The sequence below is a fragment of the Symbioplanes lichenis genome (assembly GCF_030709675.1).
In the GTDB taxonomy this organism is placed as follows: Bacteria; Actinomycetota; Actinomycetes; order Mycobacteriales; family Micromonosporaceae; genus Actinoplanes; species Actinoplanes lichenis.
This window is the reverse complement of the sequence record NZ_JAUZQD010000015.1, coordinates 206,946-230,360: the sequence shown is the minus strand read 5'-3', so window position 1 is coordinate 230,360 and position 23,415 is coordinate 206,946. Positions and strand designations below refer to the sequence as shown.

20 protein-coding genes are annotated in these 23,415 nt (G+C 71.8%); 10 read left to right on the top strand and 10 right to left on the bottom strand.

Features of this window, described 5'->3' with window-relative positions; all coding sequences use genetic code 11:
* Positions 1-11 precede the first annotated feature (11 nt).
* Genes purB through RAN62_RS32250 form a run of 3 tightly spaced genes read right to left on the bottom strand, consistent with a single transcriptional unit; the run spans position 12 to position 3,207 of the window.
* Positions 12-1,433 (bottom strand): adenylosuccinate lyase, encoded by a 1,422-nt coding sequence (purB, locus tag RAN62_RS32260; RefSeq protein WP_305788599.1) that lies wholly within the window; start codon positions 1,431-1,433, stop codon positions 12-14.
* Positions 1,430-2,662, bottom strand: coding sequence for an MFS transporter (locus tag RAN62_RS32255; protein ID WP_305788598.1), 1,233 nt, complete (start codon positions 2,660-2,662; stop codon positions 1,430-1,432). Before RAN62_RS32255 ends, purB begins: the two co-directional genes overlap by 4 nt.
* On the bottom strand, positions 2,659-3,207 hold the full coding sequence (locus tag RAN62_RS32250; protein ID WP_305788597.1) for an ArsR/SmtB family transcription factor: 549 nt from the start codon (positions 3,205-3,207) through the stop codon (positions 2,659-2,661). Before RAN62_RS32250 ends, RAN62_RS32255 begins: the two co-directional genes overlap by 4 nt.
* Positions 3,208-3,325: 118 nt before the next feature.
* Here RAN62_RS32250 and RAN62_RS32245 point away from each other — a divergent pair, with 118 nt between their 5' ends.
* The gene (locus RAN62_RS32245) at positions 3,326-3,778 is read left to right on the top strand and encodes an SCP2 sterol-binding domain-containing protein (RefSeq protein ID WP_305788596.1); all 453 of its coding nucleotides are present in this window, start codon (positions 3,326-3,328) and stop codon (positions 3,776-3,778) included.
* Between the two features lie 163 nt (positions 3,779-3,941).
* Here the strand turns inward: RAN62_RS32245 and purD are convergent, their stop codons facing one another.
* Entirely contained in the window at positions 3,942-5,183 is a 1,242-nt protein-coding gene (gene purD / locus RAN62_RS32240) for a phosphoribosylamine--glycine ligase (RefSeq protein WP_305788595.1), read from the bottom strand.
* A 218-nt stretch (positions 5,184-5,401) separates the two neighbouring features.
* On the opposite strand from purD, the gene RAN62_RS32235 reads away from it, so the two are divergent.
* Both RAN62_RS32235 and RAN62_RS32230 read left to right on the top strand, forming a co-directional pair.
* Positions 5,402-6,694 carry an adenylosuccinate synthase gene (locus RAN62_RS32235; protein ID WP_305788594.1) on the top strand — a complete coding sequence of 431 codons (1,293 nt, stop codon included), beginning with the start codon at positions 5,402-5,404 and terminating at the stop codon, positions 6,692-6,694.
* A 217-nt stretch (positions 6,695-6,911) separates the two neighbouring features.
* Positions 6,912-7,832, top strand: a complete 921-nt coding sequence (locus RAN62_RS32230) for a diacylglycerol kinase family protein (RefSeq protein WP_305788647.1) — start codon at positions 6,912-6,914, stop codon at positions 7,830-7,832.
* 463 nt (positions 7,833-8,295) lie between these two features.
* Here the strand turns inward: RAN62_RS32230 and RAN62_RS32225 are convergent, their stop codons facing one another.
* A complete protein-coding gene (locus RAN62_RS32225) occupies positions 8,296-8,790 on the bottom strand; it encodes a hypothetical protein (RefSeq protein ID WP_305788648.1) in 495 nt (164 codons plus the stop codon).
* Between the two features lie 766 nt (positions 8,791-9,556).
* Here RAN62_RS32225 and RAN62_RS41445 point away from each other — a divergent pair.
* Positions 9,557-10,717: a MinD/ParA family ATP-binding protein gene (locus RAN62_RS41445; protein ID WP_438874578.1), complete on the top strand. Its 1,161-nt coding sequence runs from the start codon at positions 9,557-9,559 to the stop codon at positions 10,715-10,717.
* An 82-nt stretch (positions 10,718-10,799) separates the two neighbouring features.
* On the opposite strand, the gene RAN62_RS32215 is transcribed toward RAN62_RS41445, so the two are convergent.
* The gene (locus RAN62_RS32215) at positions 10,800-11,222 is read right to left on the bottom strand and encodes a DUF3151 domain-containing protein (protein WP_305788593.1); all 423 of its coding nucleotides are present in this window, start codon (positions 11,220-11,222) and stop codon (positions 10,800-10,802) included.
* A gap of 87 nt (positions 11,223-11,309) precedes the next feature.
* Here RAN62_RS32215 and RAN62_RS32210 point away from each other — a divergent pair, with 87 nt between their 5' ends.
* Positions 11,310-12,473, top strand: a complete 1,164-nt coding sequence (locus RAN62_RS32210) for an LOG family protein (RefSeq protein ID WP_305788592.1) — start codon at positions 11,310-11,312, stop codon at positions 12,471-12,473.
* Between the two features lie 7 nt (positions 12,474-12,480).
* On the opposite strand, the gene RAN62_RS32205 is transcribed toward RAN62_RS32210, so the two are convergent.
* Both RAN62_RS32205 and fbaA read right to left on the bottom strand, forming a co-directional pair.
* The gene (locus RAN62_RS32205; protein WP_305788591.1) at positions 12,481-13,047 is read right to left on the bottom strand and encodes a hypothetical protein; all 567 of its coding nucleotides are present in this window, start codon (positions 13,045-13,047) and stop codon (positions 12,481-12,483) included.
* A 95-nt stretch (positions 13,048-13,142) separates the two neighbouring features.
* Positions 13,143-14,168 (bottom strand): class II fructose-bisphosphate aldolase, encoded by a 1,026-nt coding sequence (fbaA, locus tag RAN62_RS32200; protein ID WP_305788590.1) that lies wholly within the window; start codon positions 14,166-14,168, stop codon positions 13,143-13,145.
* A 169-nt stretch (positions 14,169-14,337) separates the two neighbouring features.
* On the opposite strand from fbaA, the gene RAN62_RS32195 reads away from it, so the two are divergent.
* Together RAN62_RS32195 and RAN62_RS32190 are read left to right on the top strand one after the other, a co-directional pair.
* Positions 14,338-14,535 carry a hypothetical protein gene (locus RAN62_RS32195; protein WP_305788589.1) on the top strand — a complete coding sequence of 66 codons (198 nt, stop codon included), beginning with the start codon at positions 14,338-14,340 and terminating at the stop codon, positions 14,533-14,535.
* Positions 14,536-14,576: 41 nt separating this feature from the next.
* Entirely contained in the window at positions 14,577-15,968 is a 1,392-nt protein-coding gene (locus RAN62_RS32190; RefSeq protein WP_305788588.1) for a hypothetical protein, read from the top strand.
* A gap of 1 nt (position 15,969) precedes the next feature.
* Here the strand turns inward: RAN62_RS32190 and RAN62_RS32185 are convergent, their stop codons facing one another.
* On the bottom strand, positions 15,970-16,935 hold the full coding sequence (locus tag RAN62_RS32185; RefSeq protein WP_305788587.1) for an LCP family protein: 966 nt from the start codon (positions 16,933-16,935) through the stop codon (positions 15,970-15,972).
* A complete protein-coding gene (locus RAN62_RS32180) occupies positions 16,932-17,414 on the bottom strand; it encodes a SigE family RNA polymerase sigma factor (RefSeq protein WP_305788645.1) in 483 nt (160 codons plus the stop codon). The genes RAN62_RS32185 and RAN62_RS32180 overlap by 4 nt, the downstream gene beginning before the upstream one ends.
* Positions 17,415-17,513: 99 nt before the next feature.
* On the opposite strand from RAN62_RS32180, the gene RAN62_RS32175 reads away from it, so the two are divergent.
* The 3 genes from RAN62_RS32175 to RAN62_RS32165 are packed head-to-tail and all read left to right on the top strand — an operon-like array spanning position 17,514 to position 22,695.
* Positions 17,514-18,881, top strand: coding sequence for a 3' terminal RNA ribose 2'-O-methyltransferase Hen1 (locus tag RAN62_RS32175; RefSeq protein ID WP_305788586.1), 1,368 nt, complete (start codon positions 17,514-17,516; stop codon positions 18,879-18,881).
* Entirely contained in the window at positions 18,878-21,337 is a 2,460-nt protein-coding gene (locus RAN62_RS32170) for a polynucleotide kinase-phosphatase (protein WP_305788585.1), read from the top strand. The genes RAN62_RS32175 and RAN62_RS32170 overlap by 4 nt, the downstream gene beginning before the upstream one ends.
* A gap of 53 nt (positions 21,338-21,390) precedes the next feature.
* Complete coding sequence (locus RAN62_RS32165) at positions 21,391-22,695, top strand: DedA family protein (RefSeq protein WP_305788584.1); 1,305 nt, start codon at positions 21,391-21,393, stop codon at positions 22,693-22,695.
* Positions 22,696-23,415: the final 720 nt, after the last annotated feature.

Genomic DNA, 23,415 nt, shown 5'->3' with positions numbered 1-23,415 from the left:
CCGGCCCTTTTTCACAGGATGGGGGCCGGCGAGTAGGAAGCGGCGGCCGGATCCGCCGCGACGATGGCAGCGATCCGGGCGACAACCGCCTCCACCTGCGCCGGAGCCGCACCGACGAAGGCGGCACGGTCGGCGACCAGGGTGTCGATCTCGGCGCGCGACAGCCCGAGACGCTCGTCACCGGCGAGCCGGTCGAAGAGGTCGTTCTCGGCGAGGCCCTTCTCGCGCATGGCGAGGGCCACCGCGACGGCGTGCTCCTTGATGGCCTCGTGGGCCACCTCGCGCCCGACGCCCTTGCGGGCCGCGGCGACCAGGATCTTCGTGGTGGTGAGGAACGGCAGGAAGCGGTCGAGCTCCCGGGCGATCACCGCCGGGTACGCCCCGAACTCGTCGAGCACCGTCAGGAACGTCTGGAACAGCCCGTCCGTCGCGAAGAACGCGTCGGGCAACGCCACCCGGCGAACCACCGAGCACGAGACGTCGCCCTCGTTCCACTGGTCGCCGGCCAGCTCACCGACCATCGACAGGTAGCCGCGCACGATCACCGCGAGACCGTTGACGCGCTCGGACGAGCGGGTGTTCATCTTGTGGGGCATGGCCGACGAGCCGACCTGGCCCGGCTTGAAGCCCTCGGTCACCAGCTCCTGGCCGACCATCAGCCGGATCGTGGTGGCCAGCGACGACGGGGCCGCGACGACCTGCGCCAGCGCGGAGACCACGTCGAAGTCGAGCGACCGCGGGTAGACCTGGCCCACGCTGGTCAGCACCCGCTCGAAGCCCAGGTGCTCGGCGACCTTGCGCTCCAGCTCGGCCACCTTGGCGGCGTCGCCGTCGAAGAGGTCCAGCTGGTCGGCGGACGTACCCACCGGGCCCTTGATGCCCCGCAGGGGATAGCGGTCGATCAGGTCGGACAGCCGCTCGTACGCGATGAGCAGCTCTTCCGCCGCGCTGGCGAAGCGCTTCCCGAGCGTCGTGGCCTGCGCCGCGACGTTGTGCGAGCGACCGGTCATGACGAGATCGCTGTGCGTCACGGCCAGCTCGGCCAGCCGGGCGAGGGCGGCGACGATCCGGCCGCGGATCAGCTCGAGCGACGCACGAACCTGCAGCTGCTCGACATTCTCGGTGAGGTCCCGGGAGGTCATTCCCTTGTGGATGTGCTCGTGGCCGGCGAGCGCGCTGAACTCCTCGATCCGCGCCTTGACGTCGTGCCGGGTGACGCGCTCACGCTCCGCGATGCTCGCCAGGTCGACGTCGTCGACGACCCGCTCGTAGGCCTCGACGACCCCGTCGGGCAGCGCGACGCCGAGGTCACGCTGGGCGCGCAGGACCGCCAGCCAGAGCCGGCGCTCCATCCGGATCTTCTCCTCCGGCGACCAGAGGGCCACGAGGTCGGCGGAGGCATAGCGGCTGGCGAGGACGTTCGGGATGCTCACGCCGTCAATTCTTTCACGGGCACGATCTCGTGCCGGAGGGTACGCACATCGCGGCTGGTCACCATGCCGAGCACCGCGAGCCCCACGAGCACCGCCGCCCCGACCAGCGTCGCCTCCACACCCACGGCCTCCGCCACGGGTCCCGCCACGACCTGCCCGAGCGGGATCGCGAGAAAGGACCCCACCATGTCGTACGAGTAGACGCGCGCGAGTTTCCCGGCCGGCACATGTTCCTGCATCGTCGTCTCCCACGCGACGCTGAACTGCTCGATCATGAGCCCCGCGACGAACATGGCGACCAGCAGCGGCACGATGTGCGGCACCACTCCCAGGGTCAGCAGCGGCAGGGCGATGAACGCCGTGCTGACCGCTCCGAAGAACAACAGTCGCCGGACCCGCAGCCGCATGGCGACGATCGCCCCGAGCGCCATGCCCAGCGTTTCCGCGCCGAGCACCACGCCCCACAGCCGGCGTCCGATCGTGTCGTCCGCAACCACCGGGCCGAGGACATTGATCCCGCCACTCAGGCACGCGTTGATCACCATGAAGGCGAGGACAACCACCCACAGCCAGGTACGGGACCGGAACTCCGTCCAGCCCTCCCGCAACTCGGTGACGATGCTGGTCCGCTCCTCGACCGCGGTCGCCACGGCGGCCGGGCGCAGACGGGCGAAGAGCAGCGCCGCCACCAGGAAGCACACGGCGTCGACGGCGATGCCCCAGCCGGCGCCGGTCGCTGCCACGAGGACCCCGCCCAGGGGTGCGCCGAGAATCGCAGCCCCGTTGAAGAACAACCGGGTGAGGGCGTTGGCCTGCTGGCGGACCTCGGCCGGAACGAGCTGAGGCAGGATCGCCGACGAGGCCGGTAGCGCGAGGGCGCTGACCATCCCGTTCACGGCACCCAGCGCCAGCAGCAGCGGGATGGTGGCCGTACCGGAAAGAATTAAGAGCGCCACCGCGCCCTGGGTGACCGCCGCCGCGAGGCTGGACCCGACCATCAGCAGATAGCGCGGCAGCCGGTCGGCGAGTGTTCCGCCGAAGAGCAGGAACAGCACGTTGACGAGCACGCGCGCGCCGACGACGAGCCCGAGATCGCTCGCCGAACCCGTGAGATCCAGCACGGCGAAGGCGAGAGCGACGGGCGCGACGGCGTTGCCGAGGGCGTTGACCGTACGGCCGGCGAGCAGGAAGCGGTAGGGCGCATGCCGCAGAGGCGCCAGCACGCTCACTTGTCCTCCATCCGGAACATGGCGATCGTGGTGCTCGTGCGGATGGCCCCCGGTGTCCGCGGGGCCTGTGCCGCCGCGTGCAAGGCCCGGCTGGCCTCGGTGATCTTGTCGCGCACGTCCTGGTACGCCTCCGGAGTGACCCACAGCTCCGCATCGGTCACCGTGCTGCCGACAGTCAGATCCGCCTCGGACGTCCGCCGGATCAGCTCGTTGGCGAACGCGATCAGCAGCGCGCGCTGGGCCTCGGCACCCGCGGCATCCAGTGGCCGGGGCTTGTCCGTGCCGCGGTCCCGCTCGCCCTGGTAGCGGTAGCGCTTTGCCACGCCGCCCCGGATCCGCTCCTCGCCGTCGGGGACGATCAGGCCTCCGTGCAGCAGGTTCCGCAGGTGATAGCTGGCGTTGGCGTGCGTGAGTCCGAGCTCGCGCGCCACCTCGGCGGCGGTCATCGAGCTGCCGGTGAGCAGGGACAGGATCTGGAGGCGTACGGGATGGGCCATCGCCCGCAGCGCCGCCTGCCGCTTGGCGTCCTCGTCTCCCAAAGACATGTTGGGGAGTCTACCTCACTGTCCAACGGTCGTTGGGGGGTTGAGAGACTGCGGTTCCCAGTGGCGGTCGCTAGGGTTACTCGTGAGTAGGACTGGCGCTCAACCCGGAAGGTCACCGATGACTGATTTCAGCCCCGAGACGCTCGCCCAGATCGGCCCGAAGGAGTTCACCCAGCTGGTGAAGTCGACGCCGGACTCGAAGATCACCGAGATCATGGGCGCCGAGGGCCGCGGCAAGATCCTCGACGAGGTCTTCAGCCGGATGCCCACGCTCTTCCGCGCCGACCGCGCCGGCGCGACCCAGGCCGTCATCCACTGGAACATCACGGGCGGCCCGGGCGGCACCACCGACACCTACGAGACCGTCATCGAGAACGGCGCCTGCACCGTCACCAACCAGCCGGCCCGCGAGCCCAAGCTGGCCATGACCATGGACCCGCTGACCTTCCTCAAGGTCGTCTCGGGCGACGGCAACCCGATGATGATGTTCATGACCGGCAAGATCAAGGCGAAGGGCGACCTGGGGCTGGCCGCCTCGGTCGCCAAGCTCTTCGACATCCCGAAGGGCTGACCCGCGTTTTCTTGACGCCGCCGGCCCGGACCCCTCGCGGATCCGGGCCGGTTCGCGTGTCAGGCCGCGACGAGCTCCACCGCTTCCGCCGTCGGAGCCGGAACCACCGCGCCGGACTCCCGCAGCCCCGCGAGGTGGAATGCGATGGCCTCACGGCAGCCGGTCAGATGGTGATGCGGCCCTCGACGGCGGCGAGGGCGATGTCGGTGCGGTGGTGAGAGCCCTCCAGCTTGATGCTGTCGACCAGGGCGTAGGCCGCCGAGCGCGCCGCTGCGAGGTCGGCGCCCGTGGCTGTGGCGCTCAGGACGCGGCCGCCCGCGGAGACCAGGGTGCCGTCGGCGGTGCGGGCGGTGCCGGCGTGGATGACGCCGGGCTGCTCGCCGCCCTCGATCGGGTCGCCCGTGCGAGGGGTGCCGGGGTAGTTGTGGCTGGCGATCACCACGGTCACCGCCGAGCCGTCGCGCCAGGTCAGGGGCGGGAAGTCGGCGAGCGTGCCGGCGGCAGCGGCGTGGAGGAGCTTGGCCAGGGGCGTCTCGAGGAGGGCCAGGACGACCTGGGTCTCGGGGTCGCCGAAGCGGGCGTTGAACTCGATGACCTTGGGGCCGGCCGGGGTCAGGGCAAGGCCGACATAAAGCAGCCCCGCGAACGGGACGCCGCGCTTGCGCATCTCGGCCAGGGTTGGCTCGACCGTCTCGGCCAGGACGCGGTCGACCAGGTCGGCGGGCGCCCAGGGCAGCGGCGCGTAAGCACCCATGCCGCCGGTGTTGGGTCCGGCGTCGCCGTCGCCGACGCGCTTGAAGTCTTGGGCCGGCATGAGGGGGACGGCCGTGGTGCCGTCGGTGACCACGAAGAGCGACACCTCGGGGCCGGAGAGGAACTCCTCGATCACGACCTGGCCGCACTCGGAGGCGTGCTGGGCGGCGACGGTCAGCGAGTCGGTGACCACGACGCCCTTGCCCGCGGCGAGGCCGTCGTTTTTCACCACATAGGGCGCGCCGAACTCGGTCAGCGCCGCGGTGACCTCCTCGGCCGTCGAGCACGCGTGGGCCCGGGCGGTGGGCACGCCGGCCGCGGTCATCACCTCTTTGGCGAAGGCCTTCGAGCCCTCGAGCTGCGCGGCGGCGGCGCTCGGGCCGAAGCAGGCGACACCCTTCGCGCGTACGGCATCGGCGACGCCCGCCACGAGCGGGGCCTCCGGGCCGATCACCACGAGGTCGGCCGCCAGCTCGACCGCCAGCGCGGCCACCGCCGCGGGATCGGTGGCCTGGACGTCGCGCAGCTCGGCGACCGCCGCGATGCCCGGGTTGCCGGGGGCGGCGAAGAGCTGCTCCACCGAGGGGTCTGCGGCCAGGCCGACTGCGAGGGCGTGCTCACGCCCGCCGGATCCGATGAGAAGTACGCGCACCCGGCGATCCTACGGGCCGCCGCTGGAACGACCGAACTTGTCCACATTGCACCCGGCGCAATCACGTGATCACAGCCTGTGGATAACTCGGCGACCCTGTGGATAACGGGTCCGACCTGTGGACAACCGTCCGGCGTTGAGCTGCGGAGTCGCGTAAACTTCGGCAGTACCCGGACCTCTCCGCGTACGCCGTGTGTCAACGGAAGGCGTCAGTCAAAGTGCCGGTGATCGTGTTGGTCGGCGCCCAGTGGGGCGACGAGGGCAAGGGCAAGGCCACGGACCTGCTGGGCGACCGGCTGGACTACGTGGTGAAGTTCAACGGTGGCAACAACGCGGGCCACACCGTCGTGATCAAGGGCGAGAAGTACGCCCTCCACCTCCTCCCGAGCGGCATCCTCACCCCGGGTGTCACCCCGGTCATCGGCAACGGCGTCGTGGTCGACCTGGCCGTCCTCTTCGAGGAGATCGACGGGCTCGAGGCCCGCGGCATCGACACCTCCCGCCTGCGCATCAGCGCCAACGCCCACGTCATCGCGTCGTACAACCGCTCGCTCGACAAGGTGAACGAGCGCTTCCTCGGCGCCCGCCGGATCGGCACCACCGGCCGCGGCATCGGCCCGACCTACGCCGACAAGATGAACCGCATGGGCGTCCGCGTCCAGGACCTCTTCGACGAGTCGATCCTCCGGCAGAAGGTCGAGGCGGCCCTGTCGTTCAAGAACCAGGTCCTGTCGAAGATCTACAACCGCAGCGCCATCAAGCCGGAGGAGGTCATCAAGGACCTTCTCTCGTACGCGGAGCGGCTGCGACCCATGGTCGCCGACACCGCGCTCGAGCTGTCCCAGGCGCTCGACGAGGGCAAGGTGGTGCTCTGCGAGGCCGGGCAAGCGACGCTGCTCGACGTCGACCACGGCACCTACCCGTTCGTGACCAGCTCCAACGCGACCGCCGGCGGCGCCTGCACCGGCTCGGGCATCCCGCCGACCCGGGTCGACCGGGTCGTGGCCGTGCTCAAGGCCTTCACCAGCCGCGTCGGCGAGGGCCCCTTCCCGACCGAGCTGCACGACGAGGTCGGCGACCACCTCCGCGAGGTCGGCCACGAGTACGGCACCACCACCGGCCGCCCCCGCCGGATCGGCTGGCTCGACCTGGTCATGGGCCGCTACGCCCAGCGGATCAACGGCGTCACCGACTTCGTGCTGACCAAGCTGGACAACTACGACGGCATGGACGAGATCAAGGTCTGCGTCGCGTACGAGGTCAATGGCGTCCGTCACGACGAGATGCCGGTGAGCCAGAGCGACTTCCACCACGCCGTGCCGGTCTACGAGACGCTGCCGGGCTGGAAGACGAGCATCAGCGAGTGCCGCAACTTCGACGAGCTGCCCGACAATGCCCAGCGCTTCGTCGAGTTCGTCGAGAGCCGCGTCGGCGCCCGCATCTCGATCGTCGGCGTCGGCCCCGGCCGGGAAGAGGTCATCGAGCGCCACTCGGTGCTGAGCGAGGCCTGACATGTACGACGTCATCCTGCTGAGCCTCGCGGAGAACGGCTCGGACGCCGGCGGCTGCGGGGGTGCTTGCGGCGCGTGCGGCGTCACGGACAATTCGGGCGCCCCGGCGGGCGCTGCGACCGGCCACTCGGGCGGCTCGGGCGGTAACGCGGCGGACAATTCGGGCGGCGTTGCGGGTTCGGTGAACGGTTCGGGCGGTGCGGGCCGTGTGGACGGCATGGGAAGCGCGAGCGGGTGTGGGCACGATCACGGCGAGGGTGGCTGTGGATCGTGCGCCGCGCCGCGGGTGCCTGTGCTCAAGTGCGCCGAGGCGCTCACCGAGGCCGGGGCGCGGGTCGAGACCGTGGTCGCCGGGTCGGACGCCGAGATCGACGCGGTGATCGCGCGGCTCGACGCTGCGCCGCGTACCGACGGATTGTCCTGGCCCGACGCGGACAGCAAGGTGCGCCTCGTGGTCGCCACCGCGACAGACGGGCAGCTCCGGGCCGTGATGCGGCGACTCGTCCGGCGCTATGCGCCGCCGCCGAGCAAGCGTCCCGCCGACCTGGCCGACAACCGCACGGTGCCGGACCTGCCGCCGATCGGCATCCTGCCGCTCGATCCGGGCAACAAGGGAGACCTTGCCGCGCAGCTGGGCCTGCCTCGCGAGCCCGCCGCGGTGGCCGCCGCGGTTCTGAAGGGCAGCGTGCGGCGGCTCGACCTGCTGCGCAACGACGGCGGATCGGTCACTGTGGACGGCGCCCTGGTCGGCGGAGTCGACGACGCCGGCCGCGCGGTGCCGTGGCGCGGCCGGATCGAGGTCGACGACGCGGTCCTCTCCGACGGCACAGACGGCATCGTCGCGTGTGCGATCGGTAACGCCGGGGCTTACGCGGAGTTCGACGGGCTGCGCCTGCTCGCCGACGGCGACCCCACCGACGGCCGGGTCGAGGTCGCGGTCGCGGTGCCGAAAGTGGTCAAGCAGCGCTTCAAGAAGCCGACGGTACGCGTCGAGGTGCGCCGCGCCCGGGGCCGAGCCGTCTCGGTGCTCCCCCGCGACGGCGAGCTGCAGTTCCTCGACGACGGCGTCGCGGGCACCATGGCCCGCAAGCGCTCGTGGTGGACCGAGCCCGGGGCCTGGGCAGTGTACGAGGCATGACCGTTTGTGCGAGTCTGAAGAGATAGCACGCAGGTACGACTGAGCTTGACGGGGAGGATCCATCCGTGGAGGACGAGCACGCCGACCGCGTCTACGTCCCGGGCACGAACGGCACGACACCCGACCGGGACGTCGAGCCCTTCTGGCCGCCGGAGGAGCTGGACAACACGCCGGCACCCGGGGGCCGGCCGGCGCCGCACACCCCCGCCCCGGCGTACCCGCCCCCGGCCCAGCCCGCACCCGCCGGCGGCGTTTACCGCCCGGGTGAGCGCGGGTCGCAGCAGCCCGGCCCGTCCTCTCCCTATGGCAACTTCCCCAACGGTGGCCCCGCTGGTAACGGCAACGGTGGCGGGCCGGCGGTGCACGGCAACGGCCCGATCCCGACGCCCGGTCCGGCGGGTGGCCCGATCCCGACGTCCGGCCCGGCCGGCACCGCTTATGGAAGCGGCCCGGGGAGTGGCACCTACGGAAGCAGCGGCGTTTCTGGCGCCGGCGTTCCGGGACACAATGTGCCACCGGCTCCCGACGGCACCGGCCGGCCCTGGTCGCAGGGCGGCGCCTCGCCTTCCGGCCAGGTCAGCCCGGCCCCGCTGCCGGAGAGCCACCCGACGCCGCCCGCCAGCCTGTTCCGGGGTCCGGGCACGCCTTCCGGCCCCAGCGTGAGCGGGACCAACGGGCGCGCGCCCCAGCCGACTTCCGGGGCGCCGGGCCGGCCGACCTCGGGTGCCCCCACCCAGCCGACCACGGGCGCGGGCGCCCAGCCGACCACGGGCGCGGCCGCGCGGCCGGCCACGGGCACGGGCGCCCAGCCGACCACGGGCGCGGCCGCGCGGCCGGCCACGAGCACGGGCGCCCAGCCGACGACCGGCTCGCAGCCGGCGTCGAGTGCTGCGGCTCCGGCTTCGGCGGCGCCTGCGGGAAGCTCCGCGACTCCGGCTTCCGGGGTGCCGGCCGGCACTTCCGCGGCTCCGATCTCTGCGGCTCCTGCTTCCGGGGCACCTGCGGCGGCGAACGACGCCCAGAGTGATGCGACCGGGAAGGCGCCTGCCAGCGGTTCTGTGGCGCTCAGGCCGGCCGGCGGATCGGTGTCGCTGGGGGCACCGGGCGCGGATTCGCCCTGGTCCCAGCCGCCGCAGCGTCCCTCGACCGGTCAGGCCACTCCAGGAGCACCGGCGAAGCCCGCAGCCGGACAAGCCGCGCCGGGGCAAGCCACGCCGGGGACACCGGCGAAGCCCGCTGCGGGACAAGCCACTCCGGGAGCACCGGGGAAGCCAGCGGCGGGGCAAGCCACTCCGGCTGCGCCGGGGAAGCCGGGTTCCACGCAGCAGGGGCCCGGGCCGAATGTTCCGGCGGCGCCCGGTCCGTATGGCGCCGGCGCGCCCGGGGGCACCACGCCCCACGGGTCCGCGACGGTTCCGCCCGGGGCGCAGGCTCCGGCCTCGCAGTCTCCGACACCGCCGCCCTCGGCAGCGCAGCCCGGCCCAGCGACTCCCGCCCAGGCGCAGGCGCAACCGCAGCCGGGCCACGCCCGACCGGGACAGCCGCAGCCGGGCCACGCCCAACCGGGGCAGCCGCAGCCGGGTCACGCTCAGCCGGGACAGCCGCAGCCGGGCCACGCTCAGCCGGGACAGCCGTACGGTCAGCCGCAGCCGGGGCAGCCCTGGGGCCAGCCCGGATACCCCGCACAGCCCGGCTACCCGGGCCAGCCGGACCAGAGCGGACAGGTGGGCTACCCCGGGCAGCCGGACCAGGGCGGTCAGGCGGCCTATCCGGTGGACGCCTACGGCCAGCCGCGGCAGCAGTGGCAGGCCGGGCAGCCGATCCCCGGGCCGTACCCGCCGGTCATGGACCCGAACGCTGTGGACCCGCGGGCGGCCGCGGCCGGGGCTCAGCAGCTTCCGCAGGTTGACCCGGAGGCCGACCCCTACCAGCAGCTGCCGTGGGTTTCGGACGGCACTCCGACCGCGGAGGAGTTCGCGCGGCGGCGGCTGGCCAAGCCGGCCGAGCCGACGGCGACGATGGGGCCCCGGGCGCTGCTGCGGAAGGGGACCGGCGGCCTGGTGCGCATGGCGCCCGGCAAGCGGGAGCAGGAGTACAAGCGGGACGTCGAGATGGTGCGGCGGAACTTCGGCGGGCTGCGGCAGGTGACCGTGGTCAACCCGAAGGGCGGGGCCGGGAAGACCGTGGCGGTGCTGCTGCTCGCGATGACGTTCGGGCAGAAGCGCGGCGGCTACGTGCTGGCCTGGGACAACAACGAGACGCAGGGCACGCTCGGCATGCGGGCGCAGCAGGACTTCCACGCGCGGACCGTGCGGGACATGATGCGGGACCTGCATCTCTTCCGCGGGTCGCACGGGCGGGTCGGTGACCTGTCGCAGTACGTGCGGGCGCAGGGCGAGGGCATGTTCGACGTGCTGGCGTCGGACGAGTCGGCGACGGCGGGCGAGATGCTGACCGCCGGGGCCTTCGCGGAGATCCGGGAGATCGTCAGCCGGTTCTACAAGTTGATCTTCGTGGACACCGGCAACAACGTGCGCGCCCAGAACTGGCAGGCCGCGATGGATGCGACCGATCAGCTGGTGATCACGATGTCGGCTCGTAACGACTCGGCCGAGACCGCGGCGCGGATGCTCGACCACCTGGAGCAGAGCGGCCGGCAGCGGCTGGTGCGGCAGGCGATCAGCGTGGTCACGATGCCGCCGACCCGCAAGGACATCGACCTGCCGGCGATCCAGCGGCACTTCGCGGCGCGGACGCGGGCGGTGCTGCTGGCGCCCTACGAGAAGCTGATCGACTCCGGCGAGCCGCTGCGTTACGGGCACCTCTCCAACGGCACCCGCGACAGCTGGCTCAAGATCGCGGCAGCGGTGGCCGAGGGCCTGTAACTACGGCCGGCACGACAAAGCGAGAAACGCGGCGAGGCCCGCCGGAGATCCGAGGGGCCTCGCCGAAGCCGGCAGCCGTCGATCAGGAAAGCGCGTCCGCCGCCACCGGGTCGCTGTCCCGCAGGAACTGCGCGCACCGCGCCGCCTCGTCCGCCTCGCCGATCTCGGCGGCCGCCAGGGACAGCGCGTGCAGCGCCCGCAGGAAGCCGCGGTTCGGCTCGTGCGCCCACGGCACCGGCCCGTGGCCCTTCCAGCCGTTGCGGCGCAGGGCGTCCAGGCCGCGGTGGTAGCCAGTCCGGGCGTACGCGTAAGCGGTCACCGGCTGCTGCGCGGCCAGCGCGCTCTCGGCCAGGGCGGCCCATCCCCCGCTGAACGCCGGGAACTTCGCCGCCACCTCCTTGTAGGCGTCGTCGCTGCCGGTCTGCGCGGCCGTGGCCAGGGCAGCCTCGGCGGCCTCGTCCGCGGGGATCCGCGTGGCCGGGGGCTCGGGAAGGAGATTCTGCATGCCACCATTCAACCCGGTCCCGCCGCTGGATCATCCCGAGCCGTGCCGAGAGCGTGCGGCCGGGACAGCGATGGCTACCCTACGACCATGTTCGGCGATCCTCACCAGCCCTTCGACGCGACCGAGTTCGAGATCGAGTCGCGGGCCGAGTTCGACACGCACCTGGCGAAGCGGTCGCTGGCCGGCCTGATCGTGCTCGGCCTGCGCCTGGACCGGGAGCCGCCGGACCTGTCGGCGGTCGACGTCACGGGCACCCTCTTCGTGGGCTGCGAGCTGCCGTCGGCCGAGGCGGAGCTCGACGTGATCCGGCGCGGGGCGCACGTGATCCCGCCCTTCGACGAGCGTCCCTTCCCGACCCATCCGGCACTGCTCTACACGCCCGAGGATCTGGCGGCCGGGTTCGCCGAGCACGGCTTCGCCGGCATGTACGACACGCTGGTCTACCAGCACTTCCTCGACCACGGCGGCGCGGCGCCGGATCTTCGCGAGGCGATCGCGCAGCGGCTGCACGACGCGGGCATCGACAACGCGCTGGGCAAGGCCCTGGCCGCGTGGTTCGAGGCGCACGGGCCCCGCGGCGCGGTGGGAATCATGGGCGGGCACGCCGAGCCGCGCGGCTCCGACGCGTACCGGATGGCGGCCGAGCTGGCGCACCGCCTGGCCGGCGCCGGGCGGCTGATCGTGACCGGCGGCGGGCCCGGGGTCATGGAGGCCGCGAACCTGGGGGCCTATTTCGCCACGCGCTCGGCCGCGGAGCTGACGAAGGCGATCGACCTGCTCGCCCCCGCGCCCGACTTCCGCGATCACGATCCCTTCACGGCCGCGGCCCTGGCGGTCCGCGAGCTTTTCCCTGCACCAGCGGATCTGGAGCACGGCGGTCTGGCCCTCCCCACCTGGCTGTACGGCCACGAGCCCGCCAACCTCTTCGCCGGCCAGATCGGCAAGTACTTCTCCAACGCCGTCCGGGAGGACTCGATCCTGCGCCTGGCCCGGGGCGGCATCGTCTTCGCGCCCGGCTGGGCCGGCACCGTGCAGGAGGTGTTCCAGGCGGCGACCAAGACGTTCTATCGCACCGACGGCCCGTCGGGCGCCTTCGTCTTCCTGGGCCGCGCCCACTGGGCCGGGCTCCCGGTCGAAGCGCTGCTCAGGCCGCTGCTCGCCCGCTCCCCGCACGGCGACCAGTCACACCTGCTCGTGGTGACCGACGACCTCGACGAGGCGATGGCCGCCCTGGAAGCACCGGCGGCCTGAGCGAGCGTCAGGCGACGCGGACGCGGCGCCAGTTGTTGACCGGGAGGTCCCACTCAGGGACGTCGGTCAGGCCGTTCTCGTCCATGGCGTTGTAGACGGCCAGGCGCGCGCCCTCGAAGAGGAACTCGACCGCGTGCAGGACCCGGGGGCGCCACTCGGCCACCGTGACCAGCTCGATGATGTTGACCTCGCGCAGGACCTTGTCGCGGGCGTTGCGCAGGGCGGAGTGCGGGTCGGCCCGCCAGTCGAGCTGGATCCCGCTCGCGAACCAGTCGATCGGGGCGCTCATGTCGACCCTGTTCCAGGTGATCGCGCACTCATCGAACTTGCGGTGGGTAATTTCGACGTTCGTCTCACCGAAGCCGAGGATCACCGGGCCGTCGGCGAACCAGCCGCGCTCGGCCATGTTCCACATGAGCCAGCCGGACATCAGCTTCCGGCCGATGAGCCGCGAGAACCGTGCTCTGTGGACGGCGGCCAGGGCGGCCGCGTCGTGGTGCCAATCGGGGTCGTACCCCTCGATCCCGAGCAAGATCACCGCCTCCACCGCACAGCAGAGGACGATGGTACCCACCCCGGAGCGTCACCTCGCAACATGATCGGGGCCGATCCCCTGAAGGCAGAGCGGCCGGTCCCCCGAAGGGAGACCGGCCGCGAGAAAACGTCAGTTCACTTGGCGAGCGTCGTGCCCGTCGAGCGCAGGTGCTCGCACGCCTCGACGACGCGCTGCGCCAGCCCGGCCTCCGCGATCTTGCCCCAGGCCCGCGGGTCGTACTGCTTCTTGTTGCCGACCTCGCCGTCCACCTTGAGCACGCCCTCGTAGTTGCGGAGCATGAAGTCGGCCACCGGCCGGGTGAAGGCGTACTGCGTGTCGGTGTCGATGTTCATCTTGACCACGCCGTAGTCCAGGGCGCCGTGGATCTCCGAGAGCAGCGAGCCCGAGCCGCCGTGGAAGACCAGGTCGAACGGCTTCTCCTTGCCGTACTTGGCGCCGACCGCCTCCTGGATCTCCTTGAGGATCTCCGGGCGCAGCTTGACGTTGCCGGGCTTGTAGACGCCATGCACGTTGCCGAAGGTCAGGGCCGTCATGTAGCGGCCCTTCTCACCCAGGCCGAGCGCGGCGGCGGTGGCCAGGCCGTCGCCGACGGTCGAGTAGAGCTTGTCGTCGATCGCGGCGGAGACGCCGTCCTCTTCGCCGCCGACCACGCCGACCTCGATCTCAAGGATGATGTGGGCCGCGGCGGCCAGGGCGAGCAGCTCCTCGGCGATCTGCAGGTTCTCGTCGACGGGCACGGCCGAGCCGTCCCACATGTGCGACTGGAAGAGCGGCGCCTTGCCGTTGTCCACGCGCTCCTTGCTGATCGCGAGCAGCGGGCGGACGTACTTGTCCAGCTTGTCCTTGGGGCAGTGGTCGGTGTGCAGCGCGATGTTGACCGGGTAGTGGCGGGCCACCTCGGTCGCGTACTCCGCGAGGGCCACCGCGCCGGTCACCATGTTCTTGATGGTGGGGCCGGACGCGTACTCGGCACCGCCGGTGGAGATCTGGATGATGCCGTCGCTGCCCGCCTCGGCGAAGCCCGCGAGCGCCGCGTTCAGGGTCTGCGAGGACGTGACATTGATCGCGGGATATGCGAACGCGCCGGCCTTGGCGCGGTCGAGCATCTCGGCGTAGACCTCAGGGGAAGCGATGGGCATCGGGAGCGCTCCTTGATCATGAAGGACGGAGACCTGCCGTCGGCCAGTATTCCGCAGGTCACCGGAGCCTCGGTAACCGACCCGTTACACAGGCACCCGGTTTGCCCTCCGATCATGCGGGGGACGGGGGAGTATGGAAAGAGCCCGTGACGGCAAGAGGGAGTCGGTCATGACATACCCGGACTACGAGCTCGACCTGGAGGCTCCGGAGGGCGACGCCGCCGAGCAGGCGACCGACGCGGCCCCCGGCTGGCTGGCCGGTGACGACAGCGTGGAGGACGCGGAGGTGTCGCCGGCGATCGAGGTGTCCGAGTGGGACGCCCACGAGCAGGGGCGCGTCGTCGAGCTGGAGGACGACTACCGCTGAAGCGGTCACATCGGGGCATAACCCCCGGTTAGATTCCGATCATGAAGATCAGCCGCCTCTGGTTGTCCCTGCTGCCACTGGCGGCAGCAGTTCTGCTGGTCCCGGCCGGCGTGGCCACCGCCGCGCCGGCCGCGGCCGTTCCCACGCTGTCTGTTGCCCTCGACCCGATCACGGTGGCGCCGGCTCAGCGGGAGAAGACCGCCTTCCTGCTGGGTACGCTCAGCCACCGCGAGCAGCCGGCCCGCAGCCACCGCCTCAGCTACACGGTCGACTTCACCGGCGCCGCGGAGCTGGTGGAGATGGAGTTCGAGAGCTTCCCCCTCCTCATCGTCACCGAGGACGAGGAGTGGTCGCCGTGCAAACGCGCCGGCACGGTGCTGACCTGCTCGGTCTCCGGCGTCCGGCCGATCGGCGGCGGGCTGTTCTCGATGGGCGACTTCCTGGTCACCCCGACCGCCACGGCCACGGTGGGCGCCGTCGGCAGTGTCACGGTCACGGCCCGGCTGGACGATCAGGACCCCGTCACGAGCACCACGCCGGTCCGGATCGCCGAGCGCGTGAGCCTGGCCGCGGGGAATGCCGGCCTGACCTCCTCGGCGGCCCCCGGCGAGGTGGGGTCCTTCACGCCGCGGGTACGCAACGCCGGCCCGAACGCGATCGAGGGCACGGTCCTGCAACTGGGTACGAGCGTCGACATCGTCGTCACGAACGCGAGCAACTGCTGGTTCGACGTGGTCGTCTCGTGCGTCTTCGACACGGTCCTCGAGCCCGGCCGCGTCTACGGCCTCTCCGCGCCGATCCAGTGGCGCGCCCCGGCCGACGCGGCGGGCGGGAGCATCGCGGAAAGCTCGGTGCAGTGGCTCACCATGGCCGAGTTCGAGGACCGTCAGCGCTGGGTCGAGGGCTTGTCCCGGCGCGGCACGGGCGCCGAACTCACGCTGGCGCCGCTCGGGGCCGCGTCCGGGGTGCCGCAGGTCGACCCCACCCCCGCCAGCGAGTACGCCGGCCTGCAGCTCGCGATCCGCGGCAAGCGCCCCAACCTGACCGTGGTGGCGGCGCCGCTCTACATCACGCCCGGCGGCCGCCGCTCCTTCAAGGTCAGCGTGCTCAACCAGGGGCCCGGCGCCCTGCATCCAGACCTTTTCGGCAACAACTACACGATGGCCGAGATCAAGCTCCCCCGGGGAGTAAAACTGGTCCGGGCCTCGACCTGCCTGACCCTGGGCGACTTCGACGGCGTCGACCTGCTCTGCCCCTCGGGCTGGACGAAGCACGCGGGAGCGGCCCGCGTCACGCACACCGTCCTGCTCCGGGCCACGAGCACGTTCACCGGTGGCGTCGCCACTGTTTCTCTGTCCGACGAGTACAACGAGCTCGAGCTGCCGGCTGCCCGGAAGGACAATGCCGTACGCGTCCGCTTCCGCCGCGGGTGACTCAGTCGAGCAGCAGATCGGGGTGGCCGGCGGTCCACTCGGCGAGCGTGTCGCCCCGGATCGCCGCGAAGAGGCCGGGGGCCACGGCGGCGTCGAACTTCTCGCCCAGATAGCGGCTCGAGTCGAGCGCGGCGCCGCCTGGCACGCTGATCCCCACCACCTCGGCCTTGCTCAGCGAGGCGGCCGCCTGCAGCCAGACTTCCGAGTCGCCCCGGAGCATGGTCAGCAGGGGTGCCAGCCGGGCCGGGTCGGTGGTCGTGCCGTCGGCCGTCATCTTCGCGGCCACCGCGCGCAGGAAACGCTGGGTGTTGCGGTCCCGGTCGTAGAGGCCCTCCTTCAGGCCGTAACGGGCCCGGAGCAGGGGTGCCACGTCGTCCGCGCCGATCTTCTGGCAGCCGGCCTCGAACTGACGGCCGGTGCGGAAGCGGTTCGTGTTCGCCGGGGCCGGCAGGCACACGTCGACCGGGCCCACCGCGCCGGCCAGCGCGCGCAGGTCGTCGAAGCCGACCGTCACCGTGGCGTCGAAACTCACGCCCGTGAGGTGGGAGACGGCACCTGGCACGCGGCCGCCGTCCACGCCCCGGATGCCCACGGTGTCGCGCGGCACGCTGACCAGATAGATGTGCGAGCGGTCGGCGGGCAGGTGGACGAGCATCACCGTGTCCGCGTCACCGGCGTCGTCCTCGCCCACCAGGAGGACGTCGAGCGGGCGGGCGACGGCCGGCGAGGACGAGGCCGCGGGGGCTGTCACCGGGGCGGCCGACTGCCGGAAGTGGCTCAGGGCGGCGGGCGCGGACACGGTGGCGAGCACCACGGCGGCGGCCACGCTCGCGGACCGGCGGAGGGTTCGGCGGCGCTTCGCGCGTACCCAGGCAGTCTGGATCTTGTCGTGCACCGGCCCGGCGGCCGGCGTGTCCGGCTCGTGGCGCGCGAAAGCGTCCCGCAGCTCCTCCTCGATCGGGGTCATCGGGCCTCCACCAGCTCGGTGCGGAGCGTGGCGAGCGCCCGCGAGATGGACGAACGGACGGTGCCGACCGCGCAGCCGAGCACGTCGGCGATCTCCTGGTCGGGCAGATCTTCGTAGTAGCGCAGGACCAGGGCCGCCCGCTGCCGCCGCGGCAGGCTGCCGAGCATGGCCCAGACCTGGTCGCGCTCGGCGGACCGGTCGGCGTGATCGACCGCCACCGGTACGGCCGGATCCGCCTCGGCCCGCAGCAGCACCCGCCGCCACCACGAGCCGCGGCGCAGGTCTGTGAACTGGTTGGTGAGGATCTTGCGCACGTACGAGTCCGGGGACTCGCTGCGCGCCACCCGCCGCCAGTTGAGCTGGACGCGCACCATCGTCTCCTGGACCAGGTCCTCGGCGATGTGCGGATCGCCGGTCAGCATGACGGCGTAGCGCAGCAACCCGCTCAACCGGCTGCCCGCGAACTCCTCGTAGGTCACGGCCACCTCCGCTTCGTACGACGGGACCGGGCCCCGGAATCATTGCGGTGGCGCGCAAATCGTTCGCTCGCGGCGGCATGATCTTGCGATCATCGGCCGGTGCTGCTCACCGTGACGACCACCCGGGCTCCCGCGACGGACCTCGGGTTCCTGCTGGTCAAGCACCCGGACCGGGTGCACTCCTTCGACGTGCCGACCGGGACGGCGCACGTCTTCTATCCCGACGCGACCGAGGAGAAGTGCACGGCCGCCCTGCTGCTCGACGTCGATCCCCGGCGCCTGCGGGCGGATGCGACCTTCTCCCTCGGTCAGTACGTCAACGACCGCCCGTACGCGGCGTCCAGTCTGCTGGCGAGCGCCCTCGCGAAGGTCTTCCGCAGCGCGTTGCGCGGGCAGTCGAAGGACCGGCCGGAGCTGGCCGCCCAGGCGATCCCGCTGGAGATCCACGTGCCGGTGCTGCGGTGCAAGGGCGACCCGGCTGAGCTCTTCGAGCCGCTCGGCTGGGCTGTCACCGCACGGCCGATCCCGCTGGACAATGTCCCCGACGGCCACCCGCTCGCCGGCGACAGCCCCTACGTCGACCTGACGCTCACCGGTGAGCTGCGGCTCGCCGACGCGCTCAACCACCTGTACGTGCTGCTGCCCGTCCTCGACGACGCGAAGCACTACTGGGTGGCGCCCGACGAGATCGACAAGCTGCTCCGCTCCGGGGAGGGCTGGCTGGCCACGCATCCCGCCAAGGTGCTGATCATCCGGCGTTACCTGGCGCACCGGCGATCGCTGACCGAGACCGCCCTGGAGAGGCTCGTCGCCCCTGATCAGGGCAGCGTCGACGAGGAGGCCGAGCTGCCGGTCGTACGCCTCCAGTCGCTCGCTGAGCAGCGCCGGGAAGCCGTGCTCGCCGCCCTCGCCGAGTCCGGCGCCACGCGCGTGCTCGACCTCGGCTGCGGCGGCGGCGCACTGCTCAGCGGGCTGATCAAGGACAAGCGGTACACCGAGATCGTCGGCACCGACGTGTCCTCGCGGGCGCTCGCGCTGGCGCACCGGCGGCTGCGGCTCGACCGCGCGCCCGAGCGGCAGCGCGACCGGGTGAAGCTGTGGCAGTCGGCCCTGACCTACCGCGACGACCGGCTGCGCGGGTACGACGCCGCGGTCCTCATGGAGGTCGTCGAGCACATTGATCCGCCGCGGCTGCCCGCGCTGGAGGAGGCGGTGTTCGGGCACGCGCGGCCGGCGACAGTCGTCGTCACCACGCCGAACGCCGAGTACAACGTGCTGTACGAGGGGTTGACCGGCATGCGGCACAGCGACCATCGCTTCGAGTGGGACCGCGCGGAGTTCGCCGCGTGGACCGATAGAACAGCGGCCGCCCACGGCTATTCCGTCGTGGTCAGCGGCGTCGGCGACGCGGACGAATCTCACGGCCGGCCCACGCAGCTGGCCGTCTTCACCCGGGAGGGATCATGATCGACATCCCCGAGCTCGCCCTCGTGGCGCTCGTCGGCATCTCCGGGTCCGGCAAGTCGACCTTCGCGCGAGCCCACTTCGCCCCGACCCAGGTCCTCTCCTCCGACTACTTCCGGGGCCTGGTCGCCGACGACGAGAACGACCAGTCCGCGTCCGGCGACGCCTTCGACGTGCTGCACTACGTGGCCGGCAAGCGTCTCGCCGCGGGCCGGCTCACCGTCGTGGACGCCACCAACCTGCAGACCCACGCCCGGGCGGGACTGGTCAAGGTCGCCCGGGAGCACGACGTGCTGCCCGTCGCCATCGTGCTCGACGTCCCCGAGGCGCTGGCGTGGGAGCGGACCCAGGCGCGGGCCGACCGTACCTTCGGGCGGCAGGTCCTCACCCGGATGCACCGTGACCTGCGGCGCTCGCTCGGGCAGCTCGCGAAGGAGGGCTTCCGCAAGGTGCACGTGCTGCGCGGCCCCGAGGAGATCGCGGCCGCCACGATCGGCTACGAGAAGCTGTTCAACGACAAGCGGGAGCTGACCGGACCCTTCGACATCATCGGCGACGTGCACGGGTGCCACGCCGAGCTGGTCGCACTGCTGACCAAGCTGGGGTACGCGGTCACGCGCGACGACGCGGTGCACCCGGAGGGGCGTACGGCGGTCTTCGTGGGCGACCTCGTGGACCGCGGGCCGGACTCGCCCGGGGTGCTGCGCCTGGTCATGGGCATGGTGCGCAGCGGCTCGGCCATCTGCGTGCCGGGGAACCACGAGCAGAAGCTGGCGCGCAAGCTCAACGGCCGCAACGTGCAGCTGACGCACGGGCTGCCCGAGACGCTCGAGCAGCTCGCGCAGGAGCCGCCGGAGTTCGTGGCCGAGGTCCGGGCGTTCATCGACGGGCTGGTCAGCCACTACGTGCTGGACGGCGGCAAGCTGGTGGTCGCGCACGCCGGGCTCAAGGAGGCCTATCACGGGCGGGCCTCCGGACGCGTGCGGTCCTTCGCGCTCTACGGCGAAACCACAGGCGAGACCGACGAGTACGGGCTCCCGGTGCGCTACCCGTGGGCGCGCGACTACCGCGGGTCGGCCGCCGTGGTCTACGGGCACGTGCCGACGCCCGAGCCGGAGTGGATCAACAACACGATCTGCCTCGACACCGGTTGCGTGTTCGGCGGGAAGCTGACCGCGCTGCGCTGGCCGTCCCGGGAGCTGGTGTCCGTACCGGCCGCGCGGGAGTACTACGCGCCGGTGCGGCCGCTCGTCACCTCAGCGCGCCCGGAGCACGGTCTCGACCTGTCCGACGTCATCGGGCGACGACACATTGATTACGGGTACGGGCGGACGACCGTGCCCGCCGAGAACGCCGCCGCGGCGCTCGAGGTGATGAGCCGGTTCGCGCTGGACCCGGCGACGCTGGTGTGGCTGCCGCCGACTATGGCACCCTGCTCGACCTCGCAGCTTCCCGGTTACCTGGAGCACCCGTCGACCGCGTTCGCGGACATGCGGGCGGCCGGAGTGGACAAGGTCGTGTGCGAGGAGAAGCACATGGGGTCGCGGGCGGTGGTTCGCGTCTCCCGCGACGGTGCCGGCGACGCGATCTGGACGCGGACCGGGCGGCCGTTCTTCGACGCTGCCCTGACCTCGGCCCTGCTTTCCCGGGTACGGGCGGCTGCGTCCGATCTGCTCGACGACTGGCTGCTGCTCGACGTCGAAGTGCTGCCGTGGTCGGCGAAGGCGGGCGGGCTGATCCGCGAGCGGTACGCGAGCGTCGGGGCGGCGGCTCGGGCTGCCCTGCCCGCCGCGCTCGGGGTGCTCGACCGGGCGGCTGCGCGCGGACTTGACGTGTCCGCGCTGCAGGAGCGGCTGGCTCTGCGGTCGTCGGAGATCGCGGGATTCTCGGCGGCCTACCGGGCGTACGTGCGGCCGGTCGACGGGCTGGACGGGGTGACGCTGGCGCCGTTCGCCGTGCTCGCCGGGCCGGGAGTCAGTTACGCCGGCGCCGATCACGGGTGGCACCTGGCGCAGGCCGACAAGCTGGTGGCGGCCGATCCGACGGTCTTCACGCCCACCCGGCGGATGATCGTCGATCTGAACGACCCGGCGGCCGAGGCCGCGGCGACCGAGTGGTGGCTCGACCTGACCGCCGCCGGCGGGGAGGGCATGGTCGTCAAGCCGTGGGCCGGGCTCGGCGCCACCGACGAGCGCGGCCGGCTGGTGCAGCCGGGCGTGAAGTGCCGCGGCCGGGAGTACCTGCGGATCATCTACGGCCCCGAGTACACCCGTCCCGAGCAGCTCGAACGCCTCCGGCAGCGGCAGCTCGGCCGCAAGCGGTCGCTGGCCCTGCGCGAGCACGGGCTGGGCCTGGCGGCGCTGGACCGGTTGGCCGAGGGCGCGCCCCTGTGGCGGATCCACGAGCTGGTTTTCGCCATCCTGGCCGCGGAGTCCGAACCTGTGGACCCCCGGCTCTGAATCACAGGCCGCGTACAGGTTCGGCACTGCAACCTACCGGTACCCTTCCAGGCGTGGTTACCCAAGCGCTCACCGAGCAGCTCGCATTGAACCCGATGGACCCGAAGGATCTGCTCCAGACCTTCGGGCTCATCGGCGTCTGGGCGATCCTCTTCGCGGAGACCGGCCTGCTCGTCGGCTTCTTCTTCCCCGGCGACTCGCTGCTGTTCCTGGCGGGCGTCGCGGCCTCCCCCGTCGCCGACTCGATCTTCGGCGACGGCACCCGGATCTCCCTCGCGGGCCTGCTGATCGGCGCGCCCTTGTGCGCCATCATCGGGGCGCAGCTGGGCCACTTCCTCGGGGCTCGCTACGGCAAGCGCATGTTCGACCGGCAGGACAGCAAGCTCTTCAAGCGCGAGTACGTCGAGAAGGCCGAGTACTACTTCGAGAAGTTCGGTCCCGCCAAGGCCGTTGTGCTCGCCCGGTTCATCCCGATCGTTCGCACCTTCCTCAACCCGGTGGCGGGCACGCTGGGGATGCCGGCCAAGCAGTTCCTGCTGTGGAACATCGTCGGGGCCATCCTGTGGACCGACGGCGTGCTGCTCATCGGCTACCTGCTGGCCCAGCAGATCTACGACGCCATCGGCGACAAGATCGACCACTACATCCTGCCGGTCGTCTTCGTGATCGTGATCATCTCGGTGCTGCCGATCCTGATCGAGGCGCTGCGCGAGCGGAAGGCGAAGAAGCGGGCGGCTCTGGAGGGTTCCGACTCCTCGTCGGTGCCCGGTTCGGCTTCCGCCTCCCCTGACGAGCCGGGGCCGGTGGCCGCGATCGGTGTGGTGGCGGCGGCCACGGTGGCCGGGCTGGCCGAGGAGTTCACCGACCACCAGCACTCTTCGCACCAGGCGCCGTCGCACCAGCAGCCTTCGCATCAGCAGCCTTCGTCTCCGCAGCAGGGTCAGGCTTACGGGGATCCGTACGGTCAGGAGCCCTACGCGGGCGGCGGTGACCAGCGTGGGCAGACGTACGGTGGTCAGACTTACGGCGGGCAGGCCTACGGGAAGCCGCAGGATCCTTATGCACAGCCGCAGGATTCCTACGGGCAGCCGCAGGATCCCTACGGGCAGGCTCAGGATCCCTATGCGCAGTCGCAGGATCTTTACGGCCGGCCTCAGGAGCACTACGGGCCGGGCGGGCATCCTCAGGGCGGTCATCGCCAGGGTGGGCATCCGCAGAGCGGTTATCCCCAGGGCGGGAACTCCTACGGCGGGAACTCGCAGGACGGTTACTCGCAGCCCGGGCCATCGCAGGGTGGTTACCCGCAACCGGGCCAGTACCCGCAGTACGACGAGGACGATCCGCGCCGCTCGCGCTGAGTCGCCCGGCGCCGGCGGCTTCCGTCCGGTCTTTCGCGCGGCCCGCCTTTCGCGCGGCCCCTCGTGGCGCAGTCGATCTCCGCGCGGACGCTCGTGGCGCGGTTGATCTTCGCGCGGTCGGTTCCCACGCTGTCCCTCGTGGCGTGGCCGGTCTTCGCGTGGGAAAAGTCGGATATTCCGCCTGGCGTCACTTCTGCCCTACGGTGACGCCAGGCCGGAGAAAGTCTGGCTGACCGGCGGTGGGTGGGCCGCTCCGTGCCCGCCCCGTCGAGCTCGGACTCGCCCGCCCCGTCCGCGGGTGCTGCCCGGGCCCGCTCGGGTCGTGAGCGGACTCCCTTTCCTGCCGTCGCGGATCGGTCGCCGCATCCGCCCGTCCTGCGCGGATCGGTCGCCGCATCCGCTCGGTCCTGCGCGGATCAGGCGCCGCATCCGCTTCATCCCGCGCGGATCGGTCGTCGATTCCGCGCGGTTCCGCTGCTTCCCGCGTGGACCGGTCGTCCATTCCACGCGGCTTCTTCATCCCCCCGCGCGGTCCGGTCGTCCATTCCGCGCGGTTCCTCTGCCCCCCGCGTGGAACGGTCAGCCATTCCACGCGGATCTCCTGCCCCGCGCGGATCGCAACACCATTCCGCGCGGTTCCTGCTGCCCCCCGCGCGGATCGGTCACCGATTCCGCGCGGCCCTCGTGCACTCCGCGCGGGCCGTCAGGCCCGCGCGAAGG